16 protein-coding genes are annotated in these 18,131 nt (G+C 61.9%); 6 read left to right on the forward strand and 10 right to left on the reverse strand.

Features of this window, described 5'->3' with window-relative positions; all coding sequences use genetic code 11:
- Position 1: 1 nt before the first annotated feature.
- The 3 genes from IAE77_RS05130 to IAE77_RS05140 form a co-directional block, all read right to left on the reverse strand.
- The gene (locus IAE77_RS05130) at positions 2 to 202 is read right to left on the reverse strand and encodes a hypothetical protein (RefSeq protein ID WP_294222824.1); all 201 of its coding nucleotides are present in this window, start codon (positions 200 to 202) and stop codon (positions 2 to 4) included.
- Positions 203 to 307: 105 nt separating this feature from the next.
- A complete protein-coding gene (locus tag IAE77_RS05135; RefSeq protein WP_294222828.1) occupies positions 308 to 2,020 on the reverse strand; it encodes a hypothetical protein in 1,713 nt (570 codons plus the stop codon).
- Positions 2,017 to 4,551: a hypothetical protein gene (locus IAE77_RS05140; protein WP_294222830.1), complete on the reverse strand. Its 2,535-nt coding sequence runs from the start codon at positions 4,549 to 4,551 to the stop codon at positions 2,017 to 2,019. Before IAE77_RS05140 ends, IAE77_RS05135 begins: the two co-directional genes overlap by 4 nt.
- A gap of 52 nt (positions 4,552 to 4,603) precedes the next feature.
- Between IAE77_RS05140 and IAE77_RS05145 the strand changes: the two genes are divergently transcribed.
- Together IAE77_RS05145 and IAE77_RS05150 are read left to right on the forward strand one after the other, a co-directional pair.
- Entirely contained in the window at positions 4,604 to 4,816 is a 213-nt protein-coding gene (locus tag IAE77_RS05145) for a hypothetical protein (RefSeq protein WP_294222833.1), read from the forward strand.
- Between the two features lie 10 nt (positions 4,817 to 4,826).
- Positions 4,827 to 5,246, forward strand: coding sequence for a type II toxin-antitoxin system VapC family toxin (locus IAE77_RS05150; protein ID WP_294222836.1), 420 nt, complete (start codon positions 4,827 to 4,829; stop codon positions 5,244 to 5,246).
- Positions 5,247 to 5,257: 11 nt separating this feature from the next.
- On the opposite strand, the gene IAE77_RS05155 is transcribed toward IAE77_RS05150, so the two are convergent.
- The 6 genes from IAE77_RS05155 to IAE77_RS05180 form a co-directional block, all read right to left on the reverse strand.
- A complete protein-coding gene (locus IAE77_RS05155) occupies positions 5,258 to 6,160 on the reverse strand; it encodes an ABC transporter ATP-binding protein (RefSeq protein ID WP_294222839.1) in 903 nt (300 codons plus the stop codon).
- Positions 6,157 to 6,519: a GntR family transcriptional regulator gene (locus IAE77_RS05160; RefSeq protein WP_294222842.1), complete on the reverse strand. Its 363-nt coding sequence runs from the start codon at positions 6,517 to 6,519 to the stop codon at positions 6,157 to 6,159. The genes IAE77_RS05155 and IAE77_RS05160 overlap by 4 nt, the downstream gene beginning before the upstream one ends.
- Before the next feature lie 78 nt (positions 6,520 to 6,597).
- On the reverse strand, positions 6,598 to 8,802 hold the full coding sequence (locus IAE77_RS05165) for an excinuclease ABC subunit UvrB (RefSeq protein WP_294222845.1): 2,205 nt from the start codon (positions 8,800 to 8,802) through the stop codon (positions 6,598 to 6,600).
- 9 nt (positions 8,803 to 8,811) lie between these two features.
- The gene (locus tag IAE77_RS05170; RefSeq protein ID WP_294222847.1) at positions 8,812 to 9,858 is read right to left on the reverse strand and encodes a fatty acid desaturase; all 1,047 of its coding nucleotides are present in this window, start codon (positions 9,856 to 9,858) and stop codon (positions 8,812 to 8,814) included.
- A 112-nt stretch (positions 9,859 to 9,970) separates the two neighbouring features.
- Entirely contained in the window at positions 9,971 to 11,359 is a 1,389-nt protein-coding gene (locus IAE77_RS05175; protein ID WP_294222849.1) for a sulfatase-like hydrolase/transferase, read from the reverse strand.
- 28 nt (positions 11,360 to 11,387) lie between these two features.
- Positions 11,388 to 11,783 (reverse strand): FKBP-type peptidyl-prolyl cis-trans isomerase, encoded by a 396-nt coding sequence (locus tag IAE77_RS05180; protein WP_294222851.1) that lies wholly within the window; start codon positions 11,781 to 11,783, stop codon positions 11,388 to 11,390.
- 97 nt (positions 11,784 to 11,880) lie between these two features.
- On the opposite strand from IAE77_RS05180, the gene IAE77_RS05185 reads away from it, so the two are divergent.
- On the forward strand, positions 11,881 to 13,443 hold the full coding sequence (locus tag IAE77_RS05185; protein WP_294222853.1) for a glycerol-3-phosphate dehydrogenase/oxidase: 1,563 nt from the start codon (positions 11,881 to 11,883) through the stop codon (positions 13,441 to 13,443).
- A gap of 4 nt (positions 13,444 to 13,447) precedes the next feature.
- Here IAE77_RS05185 and IAE77_RS05190 read toward each other — a convergent pair whose 3' ends face one another.
- The gene (locus tag IAE77_RS05190) at positions 13,448 to 16,036 is read right to left on the reverse strand and encodes a serine/threonine-protein kinase (RefSeq protein ID WP_294222855.1); all 2,589 of its coding nucleotides are present in this window, start codon (positions 16,034 to 16,036) and stop codon (positions 13,448 to 13,450) included.
- 100 nt (positions 16,037 to 16,136) lie between these two features.
- Here IAE77_RS05190 and IAE77_RS05195 point away from each other — a divergent pair, with 100 nt between their 5' ends.
- The 3 genes from IAE77_RS05195 to IAE77_RS05205 all read left to right on the forward strand — a co-directional run bounded on the left by IAE77_RS05195 (position 16,137) and on the right by IAE77_RS05205 (position 17,944).
- Positions 16,137 to 17,315 carry a Gfo/Idh/MocA family oxidoreductase gene (locus tag IAE77_RS05195; protein ID WP_294222857.1) on the forward strand — a complete coding sequence of 393 codons (1,179 nt, stop codon included), beginning with the start codon at positions 16,137 to 16,139 and terminating at the stop codon, positions 17,313 to 17,315.
- Positions 17,316 to 17,349: 34 nt separating this feature from the next.
- The gene (locus IAE77_RS05200; RefSeq protein WP_294222859.1) at positions 17,350 to 17,703 is read left to right on the forward strand and encodes a hypothetical protein; all 354 of its coding nucleotides are present in this window, start codon (positions 17,350 to 17,352) and stop codon (positions 17,701 to 17,703) included.
- A gap of 91 nt (positions 17,704 to 17,794) precedes the next feature.
- Entirely contained in the window at positions 17,795 to 17,944 is a 150-nt protein-coding gene (locus IAE77_RS05205) for a hypothetical protein (protein WP_294222861.1), read from the forward strand.
- Positions 17,945 to 18,131 lie beyond the last annotated feature (187 nt).

Here is an 18,131-nt window from a genome sequence, read left to right on the forward strand (position 1 = left end):
CTCACTCGGAAATCTTCATGGCGGCGATCACCGGGAGCTGAACCGGCAAGGTGACGAGATCGAAGGCTCCGGCGGCGACTCGTTCACCTGGGGTGACACGGCCTGAAAATGAGTTGCGGAATTCCAGCCCGGCGCTGGCACAACTGGACAGGCACAGGCTGGCAAGAACGAGGGGCAGAAGGACAAGTTTCGTTTTCATCATGAGCGTGCTGGTTTGAGCACGCCGAAGGATGCGCGAGCTCCCGCCCAGAACCGCATTGATGCTCTGCATGATCGAATCGGAACAGTGAATGCCGCCGCAGCCACGCTATGGTTTCTTCACATCCTTCTTCGGCGGTTCCGGCAGCACCTGGGCCATCTGCTCGGGCGTGAGGTCGAACTCGACGATGCCGCGCTCCTCGGCGTGCCAGAGGCTGGCGTCTTGCTGGTCGATCCATTCGTCGAGCGGGCGCTGGAGGATCACCTGCTGCTCGCGTGGATGCCAGAGGCGGACTTCAAAGCCCTGATTTTCCTCATGCAGCCAGAGACCGCTGTGATCCTGCCAGATGGCATACCGTGGCTCGCGGCTGACGAGGCCGATTGTATGAGCTTCATTCTCGCGCAGTTCTTTGTCTTCGAGCACGAGGAAGAAGTCGTCGTCCAGCTCATGTTTCCGCACGGTGGCATTGTGGAAGGCATCGACGGGAAGCACGGCAGAGGCGAGGCGGTGAACACGCCCGTGCATCTCCCACGCATCTCGCAGCCAGGCGAAGGCGTTGAGCTCCAATCTCATGCCGGGACGGATGAGAAAGGCGTTTTCCTGGGTCCAAAGCTGCCGGTAGGGCATGGATGCGATGCGTTTCATCTCATGCACAACGATCCGCAGCCGCCAGGGGCGCTGGATGGCGTCCTCGCGTTTCAGCCGCATGCTTTGCAGCAGCGCGTCGAGTGTTTTGCGGCCATTGTACACCGCATCGTTGCGGATTTGGTCGCGCCAGAGCGTGGTGGCGGGATGGTGCTTGAAAAGCGCCCGCGTGTGGTCGTGGTGCAGCCATGAGCCGTAGCCGCGTTCGGTGCTCGGCGTGTCTGTGTGGCTGCCTTCGGGCGGCCAGGGCTTGTTTTCCAGGATAGGGGCAAATTCGAGGATAGTCGCGACTTCATCCTTGCCGAGGCCGGTGATGCGCAAGGTGGGCCACAGGCCGCGTCCAGGCGTTTTGTCCGCCGGATCGGCCTTGCCGAACTTTAAAGCGAGTTTGGAGGCATTGGCGTATTCCTTCTCGGGAAGCGTGAGCCACTCAGTACTCCATGTCTCGGCGATCCAAGTCGAAACCAGCAGCGCTGCGAGCAGCAAACCCGCCGCGTGGAATCGCCGCCTTGGCACCGTGGCGCACCACCAGGCTGCTGTGAGGCCTGCCAGAGCCAAGATCGCCGCGACGAGACTGCCGCAAAGCTGCACGCGCTGTGTTTCAGCAGTGATGAACTCCGGCACGGACCATCTCTCCTGCATGGCCAGCCACACGCCCGCGCCGACCAGCGAGAGCACTGCCAGGGCGATCACCTGACGCGAGGATGCGGCCAGCGCGGTCACTCCTCCCGCCAGGGCGCAGAGCAGACCACCCGCGAGCAGCACCGCGCCGCTCATGGCCGTCCATTGCGCCGCGCCGAGGTCAAAGCCGCGCCAGCCCTGGCTCAGCACGAGCAGCAGCGGCAGCATCACCGCGGTGAAAACGAAAAGCAGCTTCCCAGACCACAGCGCCGCCTGTCCCACAGGCCGCGTGAGGCTGAAGGTTTCCGTGTTTGAGGGCGAGTCCGCGCTGACGCAACGCCACACGACAGCGGCACCTGTGAGCAGCGGCGCGATCTGCATCCAAAGCTCCAGGTTCACATAGGCGAAGAGCGAAAACGCGCGCTTTGTCTCAATGACGCGATGCCACTGACGCAGAACGAGCACGAGCAGCCACAGCAGCACCATGAAGCGCTGATGCCGCCACTCGACACGGCATTGATGGATGACACGAGTGAAGAATGGCGCGGCAGTCATGGCTTCAAAAATCTCCAGGCTCGTTTTTCAGGCACATACACAAAATCGCTCACCTTCAGGCGGCGGAAGAAGGGACGCCGCTCATGCTCGGGCAGGCGTTTGCGCCAAAAGTCGCTGCCATCCGCATTCAGCAGGTATGGATAGGGAGGGCCGGACACCTCACGGCCTGCGTCGCCATCGAGTCCCTGCCACCGCAGGCAGATCTCGAATGCCTCCGCGGAGCCAAACTCCGCCGCACGCTCCACACGGCGGTTTGATTGCATGGACTGCATGAGCAGCACGGTGCCCTCGAACTCCTTCTTCACCACGGTCTCGATCTGAGGCCGTGTTTCCGGTTGTTTGTCCAGGGTGCGGATGATTTCGCCGTTAAAGTCATGCCGGGCTTCCTTCATGAGTCTTGCGGCCACTTCAGGATCATCTTTCCAGGCCAGCAGCAGCGTTTCCGCGCCTGGCGGCAGCACGGGGGCGGCGAGGAGGTGCGGCTTGTGCCGCTTCGCCGTCTCCGCCCAGCCTTTGCGCAAGACCAGATCGGCCAGCATGGCGTGACTCGGGGCGCGTTCGACCAACGCCTCACGCTGATCCTCGATCACAAAGCGTTCGAGGAGATTGTTCGGCGGCTTGTTGGACCAGCCGGGCCATGCATGAGAGCGCAGCTCCAGCAGCAGCGGCAGATGATTCCGCCCCAGCGGCTCAAACGCCTGCGTGATCTGCGCGTGAGCCGCATTGGTATAAACAGCTCGTGTGGATGAGGCGGTGGAGAAAAGATCATAGACATAGCGTCTTGCCTCCTTCTCGCTGCTGTCAGCGGAGGGCGGTTTCAACGTCGCCATGCGCTCCTGAAAGGCTTTCAACTCACGTCCGCGGTAAAGGACATCGGACTCGCTCCAGTTGAGTTCGTTGCCCCAATTGGAAGGAATGTCCGCCAGCCGAATTTCAGGCGATTTCCAGCTCGTGCGGCTCTGGCCTAGAAACCGGCTACGCAGCATGATGAGCCGTGCGGAGGCAAGATCGACCCCGGTTGGTTCGCCATCGGCATGATTGAGGAGATTGCTCCAAGTCAGCTCCAGCAGCGAATGACGCCAGCCCGTGTGATCGCCGCGCTGGCTCACGATCGTCTGCTTTGTGGGTTCCAGCCTGACGAGACGCTGCGCTGGCAGATGCAGCAGGATCGCCAGCCCGTTTTCCGCATCCCAACGCGTGCGCGATTCCTGATGCAGGAAAAGCGTGAGCGCCCCAGGCTTCGGTCCCTCCGCCGGACTGACGCGCAGGATTTTCCAGTGCACCTCATCACACTGCGCACTGGCACCGCTCACAACGGGCATCTCCAGCGCCCGATCCCGCTGAAACCAGTCCACCATGAATTCGGTCTCGATGCCGAGCGGCTCGTCGAAGCGCGGATGCGGTGCGGAAAATGCGGCCAGCGGAGTGAGCGCCTGGTCGTTCAGCGTCCACTTGGGCATGTACTCATCAGCGGGCATGAGCAGCGTGCTCTTGGGGAAGAAGCTACTCAGCACCTGATTACCGCGATAGACCTCCCACTGTGGCGTGAAGTAGGCGGAAGGGCGATAAGGATGATTCTCCTCACTCTCGACACGTCGCGATGAACCCGCTTGGGTGAAAACACTACTCAGCGGACGAAGCACCACATGCACGTCCTTCATGCCCGTGACCGCTGGCAACTTTCCGCGAAGCGACGGACCAAAACTCCGCTCCGCGCCTTCGAAGCGCGCTTCCGCGAGATCGAATGATGTGTGGAGCTGTGGAGCGAGTTTTTGAACCAATGCCACATCCTGCGAAACCGGTGCTGAATCGCCCCACGATCCGAATCGAGCGGCCAACAAGCCCAGCAGGCCCGCGAGCGATGTCAGCGCGAGGCGTCGCCCAAACGAATAACCATGAACCAGGTGCCGCCAGACCAGAGCACTGCTCAGCAACGCAAACACGCCCCACCCCAGCGCGAGAGCAGGCCAGGTCTGGTAAAAACTGATCGTGCCCGAATCCGCCGTCGCGACATCGAGCAACTTCGACGCGACGAACAGCGTGAGCGCGAGGGTCAGCAGCAGCTTCCACACTTCCTTCCGCTGCCACAAGGCCAGCATGGGCAGCAGCCACGCGGTAAAACCCGCCGCAAAGCAAAGACGCTCTCCCATGCCCCGCACCACATCAGCGAAAAGCCGGGCGGAAAGCGCAAGGTAGAGTCCGTTTTGCAAAACGACCGGCAGCACGATGAGCAGCAGCCAGATCATCACACGGGCGAGCCAGTAGTCGCGCCGCGACATGGGACGAGTGCTGATGAAGCTGCGGTCACTCCCCGGTCGATCTTCAGGACAAGACAGCAGCAGCGAAAGCCCAACCAGCAGCACGACCACGTTCAAATACGCCAGCCAGCCCGGCGATGCCTCCCCCGCCCGCATCGGCAGCAGCCACTCCATGTTCACCGCAAGATCAAAGCCCAGCAGCGCCAGAAACGCGAACCAGCGCAGCCGCAGATACCGGAACTCTTTGCCGAAATGATGAAGGACGAGGTTCATGGGATTGGAATCCTGATTGCTGATTTCGGGCCGGTATGGCAGTCTTCACAGTATGAAGACACTGACTGCAAACAACGCCCCCCTGGCCGAGCAGAACGAAATGATCCTCGAACGCCTGCGCTTGATGGGCGTGCGCATTCCCGAGAAGGATGCCTGGAAGCAAACCGTCGGCTGGGCGAAGAATCATCCGCTCCATGCTGAGGCAGTGAAAGCGGGCGAAGAATGGCGCGATGAAATGAACCGTGCCTCACTCGAAGAAGCATGAGGGACTGTTCATGCTCATTCTGTATACGAATCACTACTCGGTGCTCGAAGGCGATGGGCCGGGCTGCTGGCGTCTGAAAGCACGCTTGGAGAGCAGCGATGACTGGCGGGCTGTTTGTGTCATTACCGAGGCCGAAGTGCTCAAAGGCAGGCTGGCACAGATCCAACGAACCAAGCAGCCAGATCGGGGCATCGAAGCCTACAGTTTCCTCCAGGACTCGGTCACTCACCTGAACTCCTGGCTCATTCTTCCTTGGACAGAACAAGCGGCGGACATCTACGACTCGCTCAAGCATCTGCGGTCCAAGGTGGGAGCCATGGATTTGCGCATTGCTGCTATTGCCCTGTCCATCAACGCAACGGTGCTCACGCGGAACCTCGTGGACTTCACGAAGGTGCCGGGGCTGCGGGTGGAGAACTGGCTGGACTGAGCGCATGGTGTTCACTTTCCTTCGAGACGGTAAGCGCGGGCCAGGGCCACGAAGATCTCACGCAGGCTCATGGGGCGGATTTCGGGCTGCGCGGCGTTTGGAACAACTGCCTGGAGCGCGGCGGCGAAGGAGCCGTCGTTCGTGAAACGGCTGGCGGTGAAACGGAGCGTGCGACCGGCCTGCTCGGCGTGGAGCCAGTCGGCGGGTAGGTTCGTTGGCGCTTTGGCCTGATCGGGAAGCACGACCTCGATGGCGCGGAAGCGGCTTTGCAGGCTGTCGCTGGTTTCATCGAGCGCGAGCTTGCCGCGATTGATGATGGCGATGCGGTCGGCGAGGCGTTGGACTTCTTCGATGTCGTGCGAGGACACGAAAACGGTCCAGCCTTCCTGCTCGGTGAGTTCGAGGAGGCCGCGGATGAATTCATCGCGCACGAGCGGGTCGAGTCCGCTGAAGGGTTCGTCGAGCACGACGAGTTTCGGCCGATATGCGAGGCTGCTGAGCAGCGCGGCCTTCATGCGCATGCCGCGAGAGAGGTCTTTGAGCTTCGTGGTGAGCGGGAGGTCGAATTGCGTGAGTAATTGGGCCTCGAAGGCCTTGTCCCAGTTCGGATACAGCGGGCGGCAGTAGTCGAGGAACTGCTGCACGCTCATCCACAGTGGCAGTTCCATGTTTTCGGAGACATAACCAATCTGCGTGAACTGCGAGGGACCGAGTTTTCGCGAATCCGTGCCCAAAACGCTCGCAGAGCCGGAATCAGGCCGATGGAGGTTCAGCAGGCATTTGATGGTCGTGCTCTTTCCTGCGCCGTTCGGGCCCAAAAAGGCCGTGACCTGCCCTTCTGGCACTTCGAGGCTCAAACCGGCCACGGCTTCGGTTTTGCGGAAGCGTTTATGAAGATCTGAAATCGTGATCATAGGCTTTTGAGGTGGGTGATGACTTGGTTGAGCGTGAGATTGAGCTCGGCGGCCTCTTTGAGCAGCGCACGGCACTCCGGCGTGATCTGCGCGAGGCGCTCGGCGAGTCCGGGCTGGTCTGGCTCCGTGACGACCATGCCGATGCCGGGCCGTGAATTCAGCCATCCGGCGTCTTTGAGCTGCAGGACGACCTTGTGCGCCGTGGTGGGGCTGATTTTGAGCTCCTGGCTCAGCGTGCGCACGCTTGGAAATTCATCCCCCGCCTTCATCTGGCCCGTGAGGAGCGCCTTCCGCACCGCCAGCAGGATCTGGTCGGAGACAGGCGTGCCGTCTTGAAGCTGGATCGAAAAGGGCAGCATGAGCTAAGTGTTTTAGTGTAACAGAACAACTGTTACACCGGCAACATAAATCTCCGTTCCATGTTTGCGAGGTGCTGATCAGCGCCTCTTTCCACCGCGCTTTGGCTTGCCGTATTTGACCTCCTGACGCGGCGGGATGCCACCACTGTCGTCGGTGTTGAGGCCGGCTCGTTTCTTCAGCTCGCGGATCTGGTCTCGCAAAAGCGCCGCGCGCTCGTATTCGAGCTTCATCGCGGCCTCGGCCATCTCTTGCTCGAGTTCGCGGATGGTTTCGGTGATGGCGTAGTCGCCACCGCCTTCCTTCACGACGTTTTCTTCGAGCTCCCTGGCCTTGCCGAGAATTTGCAAGCTCTCTTGCACCGCGCGGCGGACGGTCTGCGGTGTGATGCCATGTTTCTCGTTGTGCTCCGTCTGTACACGGCGGCGATAGGTGCTGATGTTGGTCAGAGCCTGGATGCTTTGCGTCTGAATGTCGGCAAACAGCACGACTTCGCCAGCCACGTGACGCGCGGCGCGGCCTGCGGTCTGGATGAGCGACGTTTCGCTGCGGAGAAAGCCTTCTTTGTCGGCATCGAGGATGCAAACGAGGCTCACTTCGGGCAGATCGAGGCCTTCGCGAAGCAGATTGATGCCAACGAGCACATCGCAATCGCCCGCACGCAGGCTGCGGAGGATTTCCACGCGCTCGATGGCGTCGATGTCGCTGTGCAGGTAGCGAACCTTGAGTTCGAGATTGCGCAGGTAGTCGGTGAGGTCCTCGGCAGTGCGTTTGGTGAGCGTCGTGACCAAAACGCGTTCGCCTTTTTCGATGCGCTGGCGGCAAAGTTCGATTGTTTCGTCGATCTGGCCCTTCAGCGGCTTGATGGTGATGATCGGATCGAGAAGCCCGGTCGGGCGGATGATCTGCTCGACGACGAGCGCTTTGCCCTTGGTCGTCACATTGAAGCTTTCGACGGATTGCGTGTTGCCGCTCACGCGCACAGCTTTGCCAGGCAGCGCGGCGGGAACAGTCTCCTCCAGGCCGATGCGCTCGCGCTGATGCGGGATGTAGTTCGTGTTGCCGACGACGCTGTTTTCCATCTCGAACCGCGCAGGCGTGGCGCTGACATAGACGAGCTGGCCCACCTTGCCCATGAACTCCTCAAAACGCAGCGGGCGGTTATCGAGCGCGCTGGGAAGTCGGAAGCCATGCTCCACGAGCACGGTTTTGCGCGATTTGTCGCCCTCATACATGCCGCCGATCTGCGGAATGGTGGCGTGGCTTTCGTCGATGAAGACCAGCGGCGGCTCCGGGAAGAAATCGAGCAGCGTTCCCGGCGTGGCACCCGGCACCCGGCCGGTGAGATGGCGGCTGTAGTTCTCGATGCCCTGGCAGAAGCCCATCTCCTGCATCATCTCGATGTCATACTGCGTGCGCATCTTGATGCGCTGGGCTTCCAGCAGCTTTCCCTCCTTCTCAAACCACGCCACGCGTTCATCGAGCTCCTCGCGGATCTTCACGATAGCTTTGCGCAGCTTGTCGCCGGGCGTCACGAACTGCTTCGCCGGAAAAATCGTGTAGCTGGTCAGCTTCGTCGTCACCGTGCCGGTGAGCACGTCCACGGCACTGATGCGGTCGATCTCATCGCCGAAGAACTCGATGCGGATGGCCTCGTTTTCGAGATAAGCGGGCACCACCTCGATCACATCGCCGCGAGCGCGGAACTTGCCGCGTTGGAGCTGGTAGTCGTTCCGCTCGTAGAGCATGTCCACCAGCCGGGTGAGCAGTTCCTCGCGCGTCATCTGCTTCCCGGTGTGCAGCGGCACCATCATGCCCTCGTAGTCCTCCGGCGAGCCCAAGCCGTAGATGCAGCTCACGCTGGCGACGACGATGGTGTCCTTTCGCGTGAGCAAAGCGCCCATGCTGGAGAGGCGCAGGCGTTCGATCTCGTCGTTGATGCTCGAATCCTTCTCGATGTAGGTGTCCGTGCGCGGGATGTAGGCCTCCGGCTGGTAGTAGTCGAAGTAGCTGACGAAGTACTCGACCGAGTTCTCCGGGAAGAAGTTTTTGAACTCGGAGTAGAGCTGCGCCGCGAGCGTCTTGTTGTGCGAGAACACGAGAGCCGGACGCCCCATCTCCGCGATGACGTTCGCCATCGTGAACGTCTTGCCCGACCCCGTCACGCCCAGCAGTGTCTGATGCCGGTTTCCTGCCCGCACCGACTTCGTCAGCTTGGCGATGGCCTGCGCCTGGTCACCGCGCGGATGGAATTCGGGGTTGAGCTGGAAGATCGCGGAAGCCACGCGACGAGATTACGCCGCGAGACCGACTTCGGCATCTTTTTGCTCCTGCAGCTTCTTCGCCTCGCGGAAGCTCACGAGCTTGCGGTTCTTCTCGTCCCACAGGCGCAGATTGATGCACTTGAGGCTGGAGAGCAGGGTCAGGGGCTTGACCGAATGGAACATCGGGTGCGAGAAGTGGCAGCGTTCCAGATGGTAGTTCGGGATGCGGGAGCTGAGATGATGGATGTGGTGGAAACCGATGTTCCCGGTGAACCACTGGAGGATGCGGGGCAGCTTGTAGAACGAGCTGCCGGAGATGGCGGCGGTGGTGTAATCCCAATCGTCCCGATGCTCCCAGTAAGTGTCCTCATACTGGTGCTGCACATAGAACATCCAGATGCCGGCGGCCCCTGCCACAAAGGTGACCGGAAGCTGCATCATGAGGTAGGCCTTCCAGCCAAACAGCCAGCACAGTCCGGCGACCATGAGAGTCACCGCCACGTTCATCGACATCACGGAGGAACGATCCTTGCCCTTGGCACGGGGCGAGGGGAAACGCTGATACACCAGGAACAGCACCAAAGGCCCGAGCAAGAAGAGCACGAATGGATTGCGGACGATGCGGTAGAAGATCTGGCGGCTGCGTGGGGCTGCGGCGTATTCGTCCACCGTCATCGTCCAGATGTCGCCATCGCCGCGGCGGTCCAGGTCGCCTGAGGTCGCATGGTGCACATTGTGCTGCCAGCGCCAGTGGCCGTAGGGGGTGAAAGTCAGCATGCCGGTGATGAACCCGAGAATGTCGTTCGCCTTCTTCGATTTGAAGTAGGACCCGTGGCAGCAGTCGTGGAAGATGATGAACACGCGGACGAGCAGCAGGCCGGCCACCGCCGCGATGCCCAGAGTCAGCCAGTAGGAAACCTCAAGGCTGCGCCACATCGCATACCACAGGGCAAAATAGGGCACCAATGTGTTCACGATCTGCCAGGTGGCACGTGGCACGGACGGAGTCTGGAACGGTGCGGTGATCTGTTTCCACTCGGAGATGGAAGCCTGGATGCGGTCTGGTGCGGCTGTCATGTGGCTGGGAAGCCATCCAACTAACACGACATTTCAGGGTTTGCCTGATTTATTTTTGTGTCGAATCTGCGTTTTGGGCATCCTTGGGCGGGGATTTAAGCCGTTTGACGCCTCAATAATCGCGGAACGGGCCCCGGGGCTCGCTGGCGTCCATCTCCCCCCGCCACCGGGCAAACCGGTCGCGCATCATCCGGGCGATCTCGGGTCTCTCATTCGTGAGATCGTTCTTTTCGCCCAGGTCGGTGCTCAGATCGTAAAGGCCGTTGCCCTTGGCCGATTCCAGCCATTTCCAGTTCTCAAAACGGGCCGCCCTGTCACTCCGGCGCTGCCAGAACATTTCCTTCCGTGACGATTTTGTTTCTCCCTGGAGCACCGGCAGCATGTCGAAACCGTCCAGTTTGACGCCCTCGGGGGCCTGGGCTCCGCAGGCGGCAAGCAGCGTCGGCACCAGTTCCAGGGCGGTGAGAAACTCGTCCGTGGCCTTCCCGGCGGGCAGTTTTCCGGGCCAGCGGGCGATGAAGGGCACCCGCAGGCCGCCCTCCCACATGGTGCTTTTGCTGCCTTTGAGCGGGGCATTGCCGCCATTGCCGCTACCGCCGTTGTCGGACATGAAAATGACCAGCGTGTTGTCCCTCTGCCCGGCCTTTTCGACCGCCTCCATCAGGGCACCGATGGCCTCGTCCATGCACGTCACGGCACCGCAGTAGCGGGCCAGCCGCTCGTCCTTCACCGTGTCCCGATACATGGCGACGTACTTTTCCGGAGCCTGCACACCCTCGCCCTTCTTCTTTTCGCCTTCCTTCGTGTCTTCAGGGAAACTGGAGGCCCCATGCGGAGCGTTGAACGGCAGATAGAGGAAGAATGGCTTGTTTCCCGCATGCTGGTTCACGAAGTACAGCGCCTCGCGGCGGAACACACCGGTCACGTATTTGCCTTTGTCCTCCTCCGTGCGCGTGTTGCCGCGGAACAGCGACGGCACGCCGTAGCGCTCGTGCGTGTAGTAGTCGATGCCGTTGTTGCCGTGGCCGTAGAAGAAATCGAAACCGCGCTGCAGCGGCAGGAAGCGCTTCGCCTGCCCCATGTCCCATTTGCCGACGCATCCGGTCGCATATCCGGCCTTCTTGAGCATGTCGCCGATGGTGATCTCGCGCACATCAAGGCCCAGCGTCATCTCCGGCGACACCGCATACTCCTCGGCGGAGAACTTGTGGCCGAAGTTCACCATGTCATTGCGCACCATGTCATAGAGCCCGTTGCGCTGCGGATAGCGCCCGGTCAGGATGCTGCTGCGCGACGGCGTGCAAGCCGGCCACGTCACATAGAAACTCGTCCCGCGCACGCCTTCCGCCGCCAGTTTGTCCAGGTTCGGCGTGATCAGCGGCTTAGACCCGATGCAGCCGAGGTCAGGATAGCCCTGATCATCGCTGACGATCAAAATAACATTCGGCTGCGCACCGAGGCTCGCAGCCGAAAGAAGGAGGAGGGAAAGGAGGACTCTCATGGCCGTCTGAACGACGGCATGCGCCGCTTTACTTCACCTTGAACAGCTCCACGTCGAAAATCAGCGCCTCATTCGGGCCGATGTCGCGACCGGCACCACGGGGGCCGTAGGCGAGGCGGCTGGGGATGAAGAAGCGGAACTTGCTGCCTTCCTTCATGAGCTGGACGCCTTCGGTCCAGCCGGGGATGACGCGGTTGAGCGGGAACTCGATGGTCTGGCCGCGCTTGTAGCTGCTGTCGAAGACCTTGCCGTCGATCAGCGTGCCTTCGTAGTGGACTTCGACGGTGTCGGTGGCCTTCGGGCTCTTGCCGGTGCCTTCGGTGATGACTTTGTATTGGAGGCCGCTGGCGGTGACCTTCACGCCTTCCTTCTTGGCGTTGTCTTCGAGAAATTTCTCTCCTTTGGCGAGTGCGATGTCGGACATGGGATGGTTGGGGTTGTTTGGAGCGTCGAGGCTAGCAGGAGGCGGCGGAATGTCGAATGACGAATGACGAACGGGCGGTTCCTGTTACACTCGCCGCATGAATCGTGAACGCATGCTTTCGCAGCTCGCCGCGCATAGCGGTCCTTTTGACATCGCGATCATCGGCGGCGGGGCGACGGGGCTGGGCGCGGCCGTGGACGCGGCCTCCCGGGGTCACTCCGTGGTGCTGGTGGAGCAGAGCGACTTCGCGAAGGGCACATCGAGCCGCAGCACGAAGCTGGTGCACGGCGGCGTGCGTTATTTGAAGCAAGGCAATGTCTCGCTGGTGCTGGAGGCGCTGCGGGAACGTGGCCTGCTCGTGCGGAATGCGCCGCACCTCGTGCACAGCCTCGCGTTCGTGATCCCGAGCTACCACTGGTGGGAGGGACCGTTTTACGGCATCGGCTTGAAGATGTATGACGCGCTGGCGGGCCAGCTCGGCCTCGAGCCGTCACGCTGGCTCACGCGGGCGGAAATCATGGATCAACTGCCCACCTTGGAGGCGGAGGGGCTCGATGGCGGTATCGTGTATCACGACGGGCAGTTCGATGACGCCCGTCTGGCCATCCACCTCGCCCGCACCGCAGCGAATCACGGCGCGGTGTTGCTGAATCACACCCGCTGCCGTGGTTTGATGAAGGAAAACGGCCACGTCATCGGCATCAAGGCCGAGTGCGTCGAAACCGGGAGGCAGCATGAGATCCGCGCGAAGTGCGTGATCAACGCCACGGGCGTGTTCGTCGATGACGTGCGGCACATGGATGATGCGAAGGCGGACAGAATCGTCGCACCCAGCCAGGGCGTGCACCTGGTGTTGCCGCGCGAGTTTCTGCCGGGTGATTCGGCGATCATGATCCCGAAGACCGACGACGGGCGCGTGCTCTTCGCCGTCCCCTGGCATGGATGCGTCATCATCGGCACCACGGACACGCCGGTGGACCATGCGACGGTCGAACCCCGCGCCTTGCCGGAGGAAACCGACTTCCTCCTCAAACACGCGGCCCGTTATCTGACGCGTGATCCGCGTCCCGGCGACGTGTTGAGCATTTTCGCGGGCCTGCGGCCGCTGGTGGCCATGAAGAACGCCGAATCGACGGCGGCACTCTCCCGCGACCACACCATCCTCGTTTCGGCCTCGGGCCTGATCACGATCACGGGTGGCAAATGGACGACGTATCGCCGCATGGCGGAGGACGTGGTCGATCATGCCGAATTGATCGCAGGAATCGGCGTGAGGCGCTGTGTGACGCACGATTTGATGATCCACGGCAGCGCCACGGTGCTCGATCCGCAGGATCCGCTGGCCGTTTATGGCAGTGACGCGGCGGAGATCCGGGAACTGGCACGCCAGGCGCCGGAATGGGCCGGGAAAGTGCACCCACGGCTGGATCTGACCTGCGCGGAGGTCATTTTCCACGTGCGCCATGAAATGGCCCGCACCGTGGGGGATGTGCTGGCAAGGCGCAGCCGCAGTTTGCTGCTCAATGCCCAAGCCAGCATGTCCGCCGCACCGCGTGTGGCGGCGCTGATGGCGTCTGAACTGGGCTGGGACGCGGAAACGACCGCACACCAAGTGGAACGCTTCCGGCAACTGGCCTGCGGATACATCCTGGAGGGCTGAACCCTCATCGCCGGACGGCCGCTTGCCATGCGGTGAGTTCGTCCGGCTGCGGGGCGTTTTCATCGGCCTTGCGACAGGCATTCCACGAGGTGAGGGCGATCTTGGCCCAGTCAGCCACATACTCGGGCTCCTGTGATGAGGAAGGCTCTGCAAGGATCTGCTTCCAGCCATCACGGGCTTGTTCGAGCGCGTCCGCCGGGCGTTGTTGGCGCAAACGGACATGGATCATCGCCTGGAGATCTTCGAGGCGGTTTTTGTAGCTCGCGTTGTAGGTGGCATGAAGCTCGTAGCGCTCACGGTGAAAGCGCCAGCTTTCGTCAAACTGGCCCGCCGCCTCGTGCGCCTGGGCCAGCGCGAACAAGGCGCGGCTGCGCAGCGTCTGGTTGCCGCCTTGATTGGCGATTTCGAGCGCCTCGCCAGCCGTGGTGACGGCCTCCTGTGGCCGTTTCAGGGCACGAAGGGCCGCAGCCTTGGCCTCCAGCGCCTTCAGCATGTCTTCGTGAAACGTCCCGGCATGATTCGCACCGTCAGAGGTGGCGGCATTGTGGCTGCGGATGAGGTCGAGCGCCTCAGTCGCGTGGGTGACCGCCTCTGCATGCTGGCGGGCGAGGTTTTCGATCTCGGCCAGGACGATGATCTGATGCGGCAGCTCGTGCTGCCTGTCTGGCCGGGATCTGAAACGAGCCACGACGGCTTTTTGGAGATCAGCCGCACGTGCGGGGTTGCCACGATGGGTCTGCAATTCGACGCTCCGCGCACCAAACTCGTCCTCGTGATCTGAAAGGGAGCCGTACGCTTTCGCCAGCTCCACGCATTCGGCGATCTGCTGCTCAGCGCCTTCGAAGTCTTGTGCCGCCTCCAATGCGCCGGCGTGAGTCATGAGGATGATGTGCAAGCGGTTGCCGCTCAGTTGGAGGCGTCTGGCCTCGGCGACGCTTTCGGCGGAAACCCTGGCCGCGTCCTTGCCGCGGTGCAGTTTCGTCCAGAGACGCACCAGCAGCCCCTGGGTGTGGAACCAGGCCTCGCTGCCACGTCCTTCGTGGTCTTCGACCCGCGTCTTCAACTCTTCGAGCAGGGGCACGGCCTCGACGCGGGTGCCGTGATCCACCATCATGATGAGGTGCCTGAAGGCGGTCGCACGTGCGGGGGCGCTGTCGGGCCCGTGGTGGGCGGCGGCCAGTTCCGCACACTGACGCAACGCTGCGATGGAGAGCTTGCGGTCGCTCATCAGGTCGTACAAATCGGCGACCTGTGCCATCAGCGCGATCTGAAGCTCCGGGTCCTGGCTGATCTCGCTGATGCGATTTTGGCTGCTGATGAGGGCCAGACGCAGCGCTTCGGGGTTGCGGCCATTGCGCACTTCCGCCGCGACCTCCCCCAGCAGGCCGTTGAGGAAGTCGGCTGTCTCGCGACTGCGGGCGGATTCTGCCTCCGCATGTCGTTGCGCCTCATACGCGCGTCTGGCCTGCCACAGCGCCACACCGGTGCCGCCCAGGAGCGCCAGCACGCTCACACAGGCCGCGGCGAAGGCCACGCGGTGACGTTTGATCCAGCGGGAGGCCAGATAAGCCGTGCTGGGCGGATGCGCGGAGACGGGCTCGTCATCAAGGAAGCGCTGCAGATCGGCCGCAAACTCCGCCGCGCTCTGGTAGCGGCGCTGCGGCTCTTTTTCGAGCGCCCGGAGCGTGATCCAGTCGAGATCCTGCGGCAGTTGCGATGCGTCCGGCCGCGGGGCATCCGGCACCGGGGCGCCATGCTGGGTGGCGAAGGAGGTGGAAGGACGCCGCGGCAGCTCCTCGCGGATGATGCGCCGGAAAAACTGCGGGCCTTTCTCCTTCAACGTGCGCGGGTCGAACGGCGGGGTGCCAGTGAGCAGCTCATACAGCAGCGTGCCCAGCGCGTAAATGTCGCTGCGGGTGTCCACCGCGCTCACGTCGGAAGTTTGCTCCGGTGACATGTATTGCGGCGTGCCGAGGATGAGCTTTGCCTGCGTCATGTAGGTCACGCCGGGCACCCCGCCGGAATCGATCGCCTTGGCGATGCCGAAGTCGATGATCTTGGGGACCGGCCGCCCGTCCACTTCGATCACCAGCACGTTGGAGGGCTTCAGGTCGCGATGAATGACCCCTTTCTGATGCGCATGCTGCACACCGCCGCACACATCACGGAACAGGGCGATCTTTTCGCGCAGCGGCAGCGCATGCCTCGCGCAATACGTGGTGACCGGCTGCCCGCGCAGCATTTCCATCACGAAGTACGGCCTGCCATCAGGGGAGACGCCCGCGTCGAACATGGTGGCGATGCACGGGTGCTCCATGGCCGCCAGCATGCGCCGCTCCTGCTCGAAGCGGGCAAGGATCTGCCGCGAATCCATGCCGCGCTTCAACAGTTTCAGCGCCACCTCGCGTCTCACCGGCTCCTGCTGCTCCGCCCGCCAAACGATCCCGAATCCGCCCTCGCCGATCGCCTCTTCCAGCCGGTAAGGGCCGATGTGGTCGCCCGGTTTTTCATCACCTGCCTCCAGGGGCTCCATTGCTTCGTCCAGCATCGCTGCTGCGGCGGCATCGGAGAATGGACTGGGTTTCGGAGGCATGGGATCGCGAGTATGGAACAAGACGCTCCCGTGGACCAATTCTACGTGCCAAACTTTGTGCGATTGACCGCATGCATCGCCACCGCTTCACTCCGCGCTCATGACACCCCTTCACCAACTCCGCGCAGGCATCATCGGCACAGGATTCATCGGCCCCGTCCACATCGAGGCGCTCAAACGGCTCGGCGTCACCGTGAACGGCATCTGCGGCTCTTCCAAGAGCGCCCGCAAAACTGGCGAGCTGTGGGGCATTCCCGAGGTGTATGGCGACTACGACTTCGAGGCGATGTATGCGAGCCCGAACATCGACGTGGTGCACATCACCTCGCCAAACAAAGTGCACGTGGAGCAGTGTTTGAAGGCGCTCGACATGGGCAAGCACGTGATCTGCGAGAAGCCGCTGGGCATGACGACGAAGGAAACGCAGCTCGTCGTCGATGCGGTGCGCAAAGGCGGCAGAAAAGGCCCCGTCTTCGCGGTGAACTACATGTGCCGCTTCTTCCCCGCCGTGCTGCAGATGCGCGCGATGGTGGCACGCGGCGATCTCGGCCAGATCATCCACGTGCAGGGCCATTTCTTCCAGGACTGGCTGCTGCATGAGACCGACTACAACTGGCGCGTGCTCGCCAGCGAGGGCGGCAAACTGCGTGCCGTGGGCGACATCGGCACCCACTGGATCGACGCGGTCAGTTTCGTGCTCGGATCGAAGGCGCAGAGTGTTTTTGCGCACGTCGAAACCTTCCACAAGACCCGCAAGCGTCCGAAGGGCGAGGTGCAGACCTTTGCGAAGGTCGATCCGAAGAAGATGGTCGATTACAAGGTCGATACCGAGGATTTCGGCAGCGTGCTGCTGAAGTTCGGCAAGGCGAAACACGGTTTCGCCGACGGTGTGCACGCGAACGCGAGCATCTCACAGGTCGCCGCCGGCTGGAAGTGCAGCCTCAGCTTCGGCATCTACGGTACGAAGGGCAGCGTCCGCTGGGACTTGCAGCAGCCGAACGAAATCATGGTCGGCCGTCGCGATGGGCCGAACCAGATCCTCCAGCGTGCCACGCCTGGCTTCATGGAGGACGTCGCCAACTTCACCGACTATCCCGGCGGCCATGCTGAAGGCTTCAGCGACGCGCACAAGATGCACTACCGCGCCGTGTATGAGCACATCGCCAGCGGGAAGAAGACCGAACCCCTCTTCGCCACCGCCGCCGACGGCCACCACGAGGTCAAACTCTGCGAGGCCATCCTGCAAAGCAGCAAGGAGAAGACCTGGGTGAAGGTGTGAGGCATTGGGCTTACCGGGCAGAATTCAACCTGCTATGAACAAAGCTCTTATCGTGATCGGCTACGTCCTGCTCATGGCGACGTTGCCTGCGGTTCTCGAAAACATGGGGGAGGTGTATTGGGCAACGATTACTGCAGGGCCACAGATGATCGGCTTTGTTCTCGCCCATGCGGATCCCAGTTCAACTTGGGTGCGAGTGATCCGCTATTCTGGCATTGCAGGCATCGCATATCACTTTTTCGGTGCCATCACTGTGGGTCGAATTCTTCTCGGCACCCATCCGAGCCGACATCTGAAGCTGTTCTCATGGATGTTTTTGATTTTCACTGTCCATGGCATCTTCAGCGCACTTTATCCTTTCTGGTCACCATGGTTTGAGCGCACATGAAGTGTGATCTTGAGAAATGCGCTAATGCCGGCGCTTTTAACTCATAAAGAACAAGACCAAAGCGGTCAGCGCCAAGACCCAGGCTCGCAGGTTGATCGACAAACTGCCAGCGACGGCGTCATGGGACGATGTGATGCAGCAGATTTATGTGCGGCAGAAGATCGAGGCCGGGCTTGCTGACTTGAACGCCGGACGCAGGCATTCGCAGGCCAGCGTCAAACGTGAGTTCGGCGTGGCGTGAGTGCTTTCCGGGCCGGTCAGGCCTTGATTGTCACGCGCCAGCGTCTTGGAGTGCGGCGGCAAGCCTTGGCGCGACGCCGCTTTCGAGGCGGGGCAGGATATGAAAAGGCCGGAGAACGCGCGTCCGGCTGACGAAAGCGGTGTCGGCGATGCAGGCTTGCGCCTTGCATCTCTGCCACCGCACTCCA

Origin of the sequence: Prosthecobacter sp. (genome assembly GCF_014879935.1) — a bacterium.
Classification (GTDB): Bacteria; Verrucomicrobiota; Verrucomicrobiia; order Verrucomicrobiales; family Verrucomicrobiaceae; genus Prosthecobacter.

Bases quoted from the DNA above. Each gene is read 5' to 3' on its own strand.
- IAE77_RS05130 (WP_294222824.1), bottom strand. From the start codon at position 202: ATGATGAAAACGAAACTTGTCCTTCTGCCCCTCGTTCTTGCCAGCCTG.
- IAE77_RS05135 (WP_294222828.1), bottom strand. From the start codon at position 2,020: ATGACTGCCGCGCCATTCTTCACTCGTGTCATCCATCAATGCCGTGTC.
- IAE77_RS05140 (WP_294222830.1), bottom strand. From the start codon at position 4,551: ATGAACCTCGTCCTTCATCATTTCGGCAAAGAGTTCCGGTATCTGCGG.
- IAE77_RS05145 (WP_294222833.1), top strand. From the start codon at position 4,604: ATGAAGACACTGACTGCAAACAACGCCCCCCTGGCCGAGCAGAACGAA.
- IAE77_RS05150 (WP_294222836.1), top strand. From the start codon at position 4,827: ATGCTCATTCTGTATACGAATCACTACTCGGTGCTCGAAGGCGATGGG.
- IAE77_RS05155 (WP_294222839.1), bottom strand. From the start codon at position 6,160: ATGATCACGATTTCAGATCTTCATAAACGCTTCCGCAAAACCGAAGCC.
- IAE77_RS05160 (WP_294222842.1), bottom strand. From the start codon at position 6,519: ATGCTGCCCTTTTCGATCCAGCTTCAAGACGGCACGCCTGTCTCCGAC.
- IAE77_RS05170 (WP_294222847.1), bottom strand. From the start codon at position 9,858: ATGACAGCCGCACCAGACCGCATCCAGGCTTCCATCTCCGAGTGGAAA.
- IAE77_RS05175 (WP_294222849.1), bottom strand. From the start codon at position 11,359: ATGAGAGTCCTCCTTTCCCTCCTCCTTCTTTCGGCTGCGAGCCTCGGT.
- IAE77_RS05180 (WP_294222851.1), bottom strand. From the start codon at position 11,783: ATGTCCGACATCGCACTCGCCAAAGGAGAGAAATTTCTCGAAGACAAC.
- IAE77_RS05185 (WP_294222853.1), top strand. From the start codon at position 11,881: ATGAATCGTGAACGCATGCTTTCGCAGCTCGCCGCGCATAGCGGTCCT.
- IAE77_RS05190 (WP_294222855.1), bottom strand. From the start codon at position 16,036: ATGCCTCCGAAACCCAGTCCATTCTCCGATGCCGCCGCAGCAGCGATG.
- IAE77_RS05195 (WP_294222857.1), top strand. From the start codon at position 16,137: ATGACACCCCTTCACCAACTCCGCGCAGGCATCATCGGCACAGGATTC.
- IAE77_RS05200 (WP_294222859.1), top strand. From the start codon at position 17,350: ATGAACAAAGCTCTTATCGTGATCGGCTACGTCCTGCTCATGGCGACG.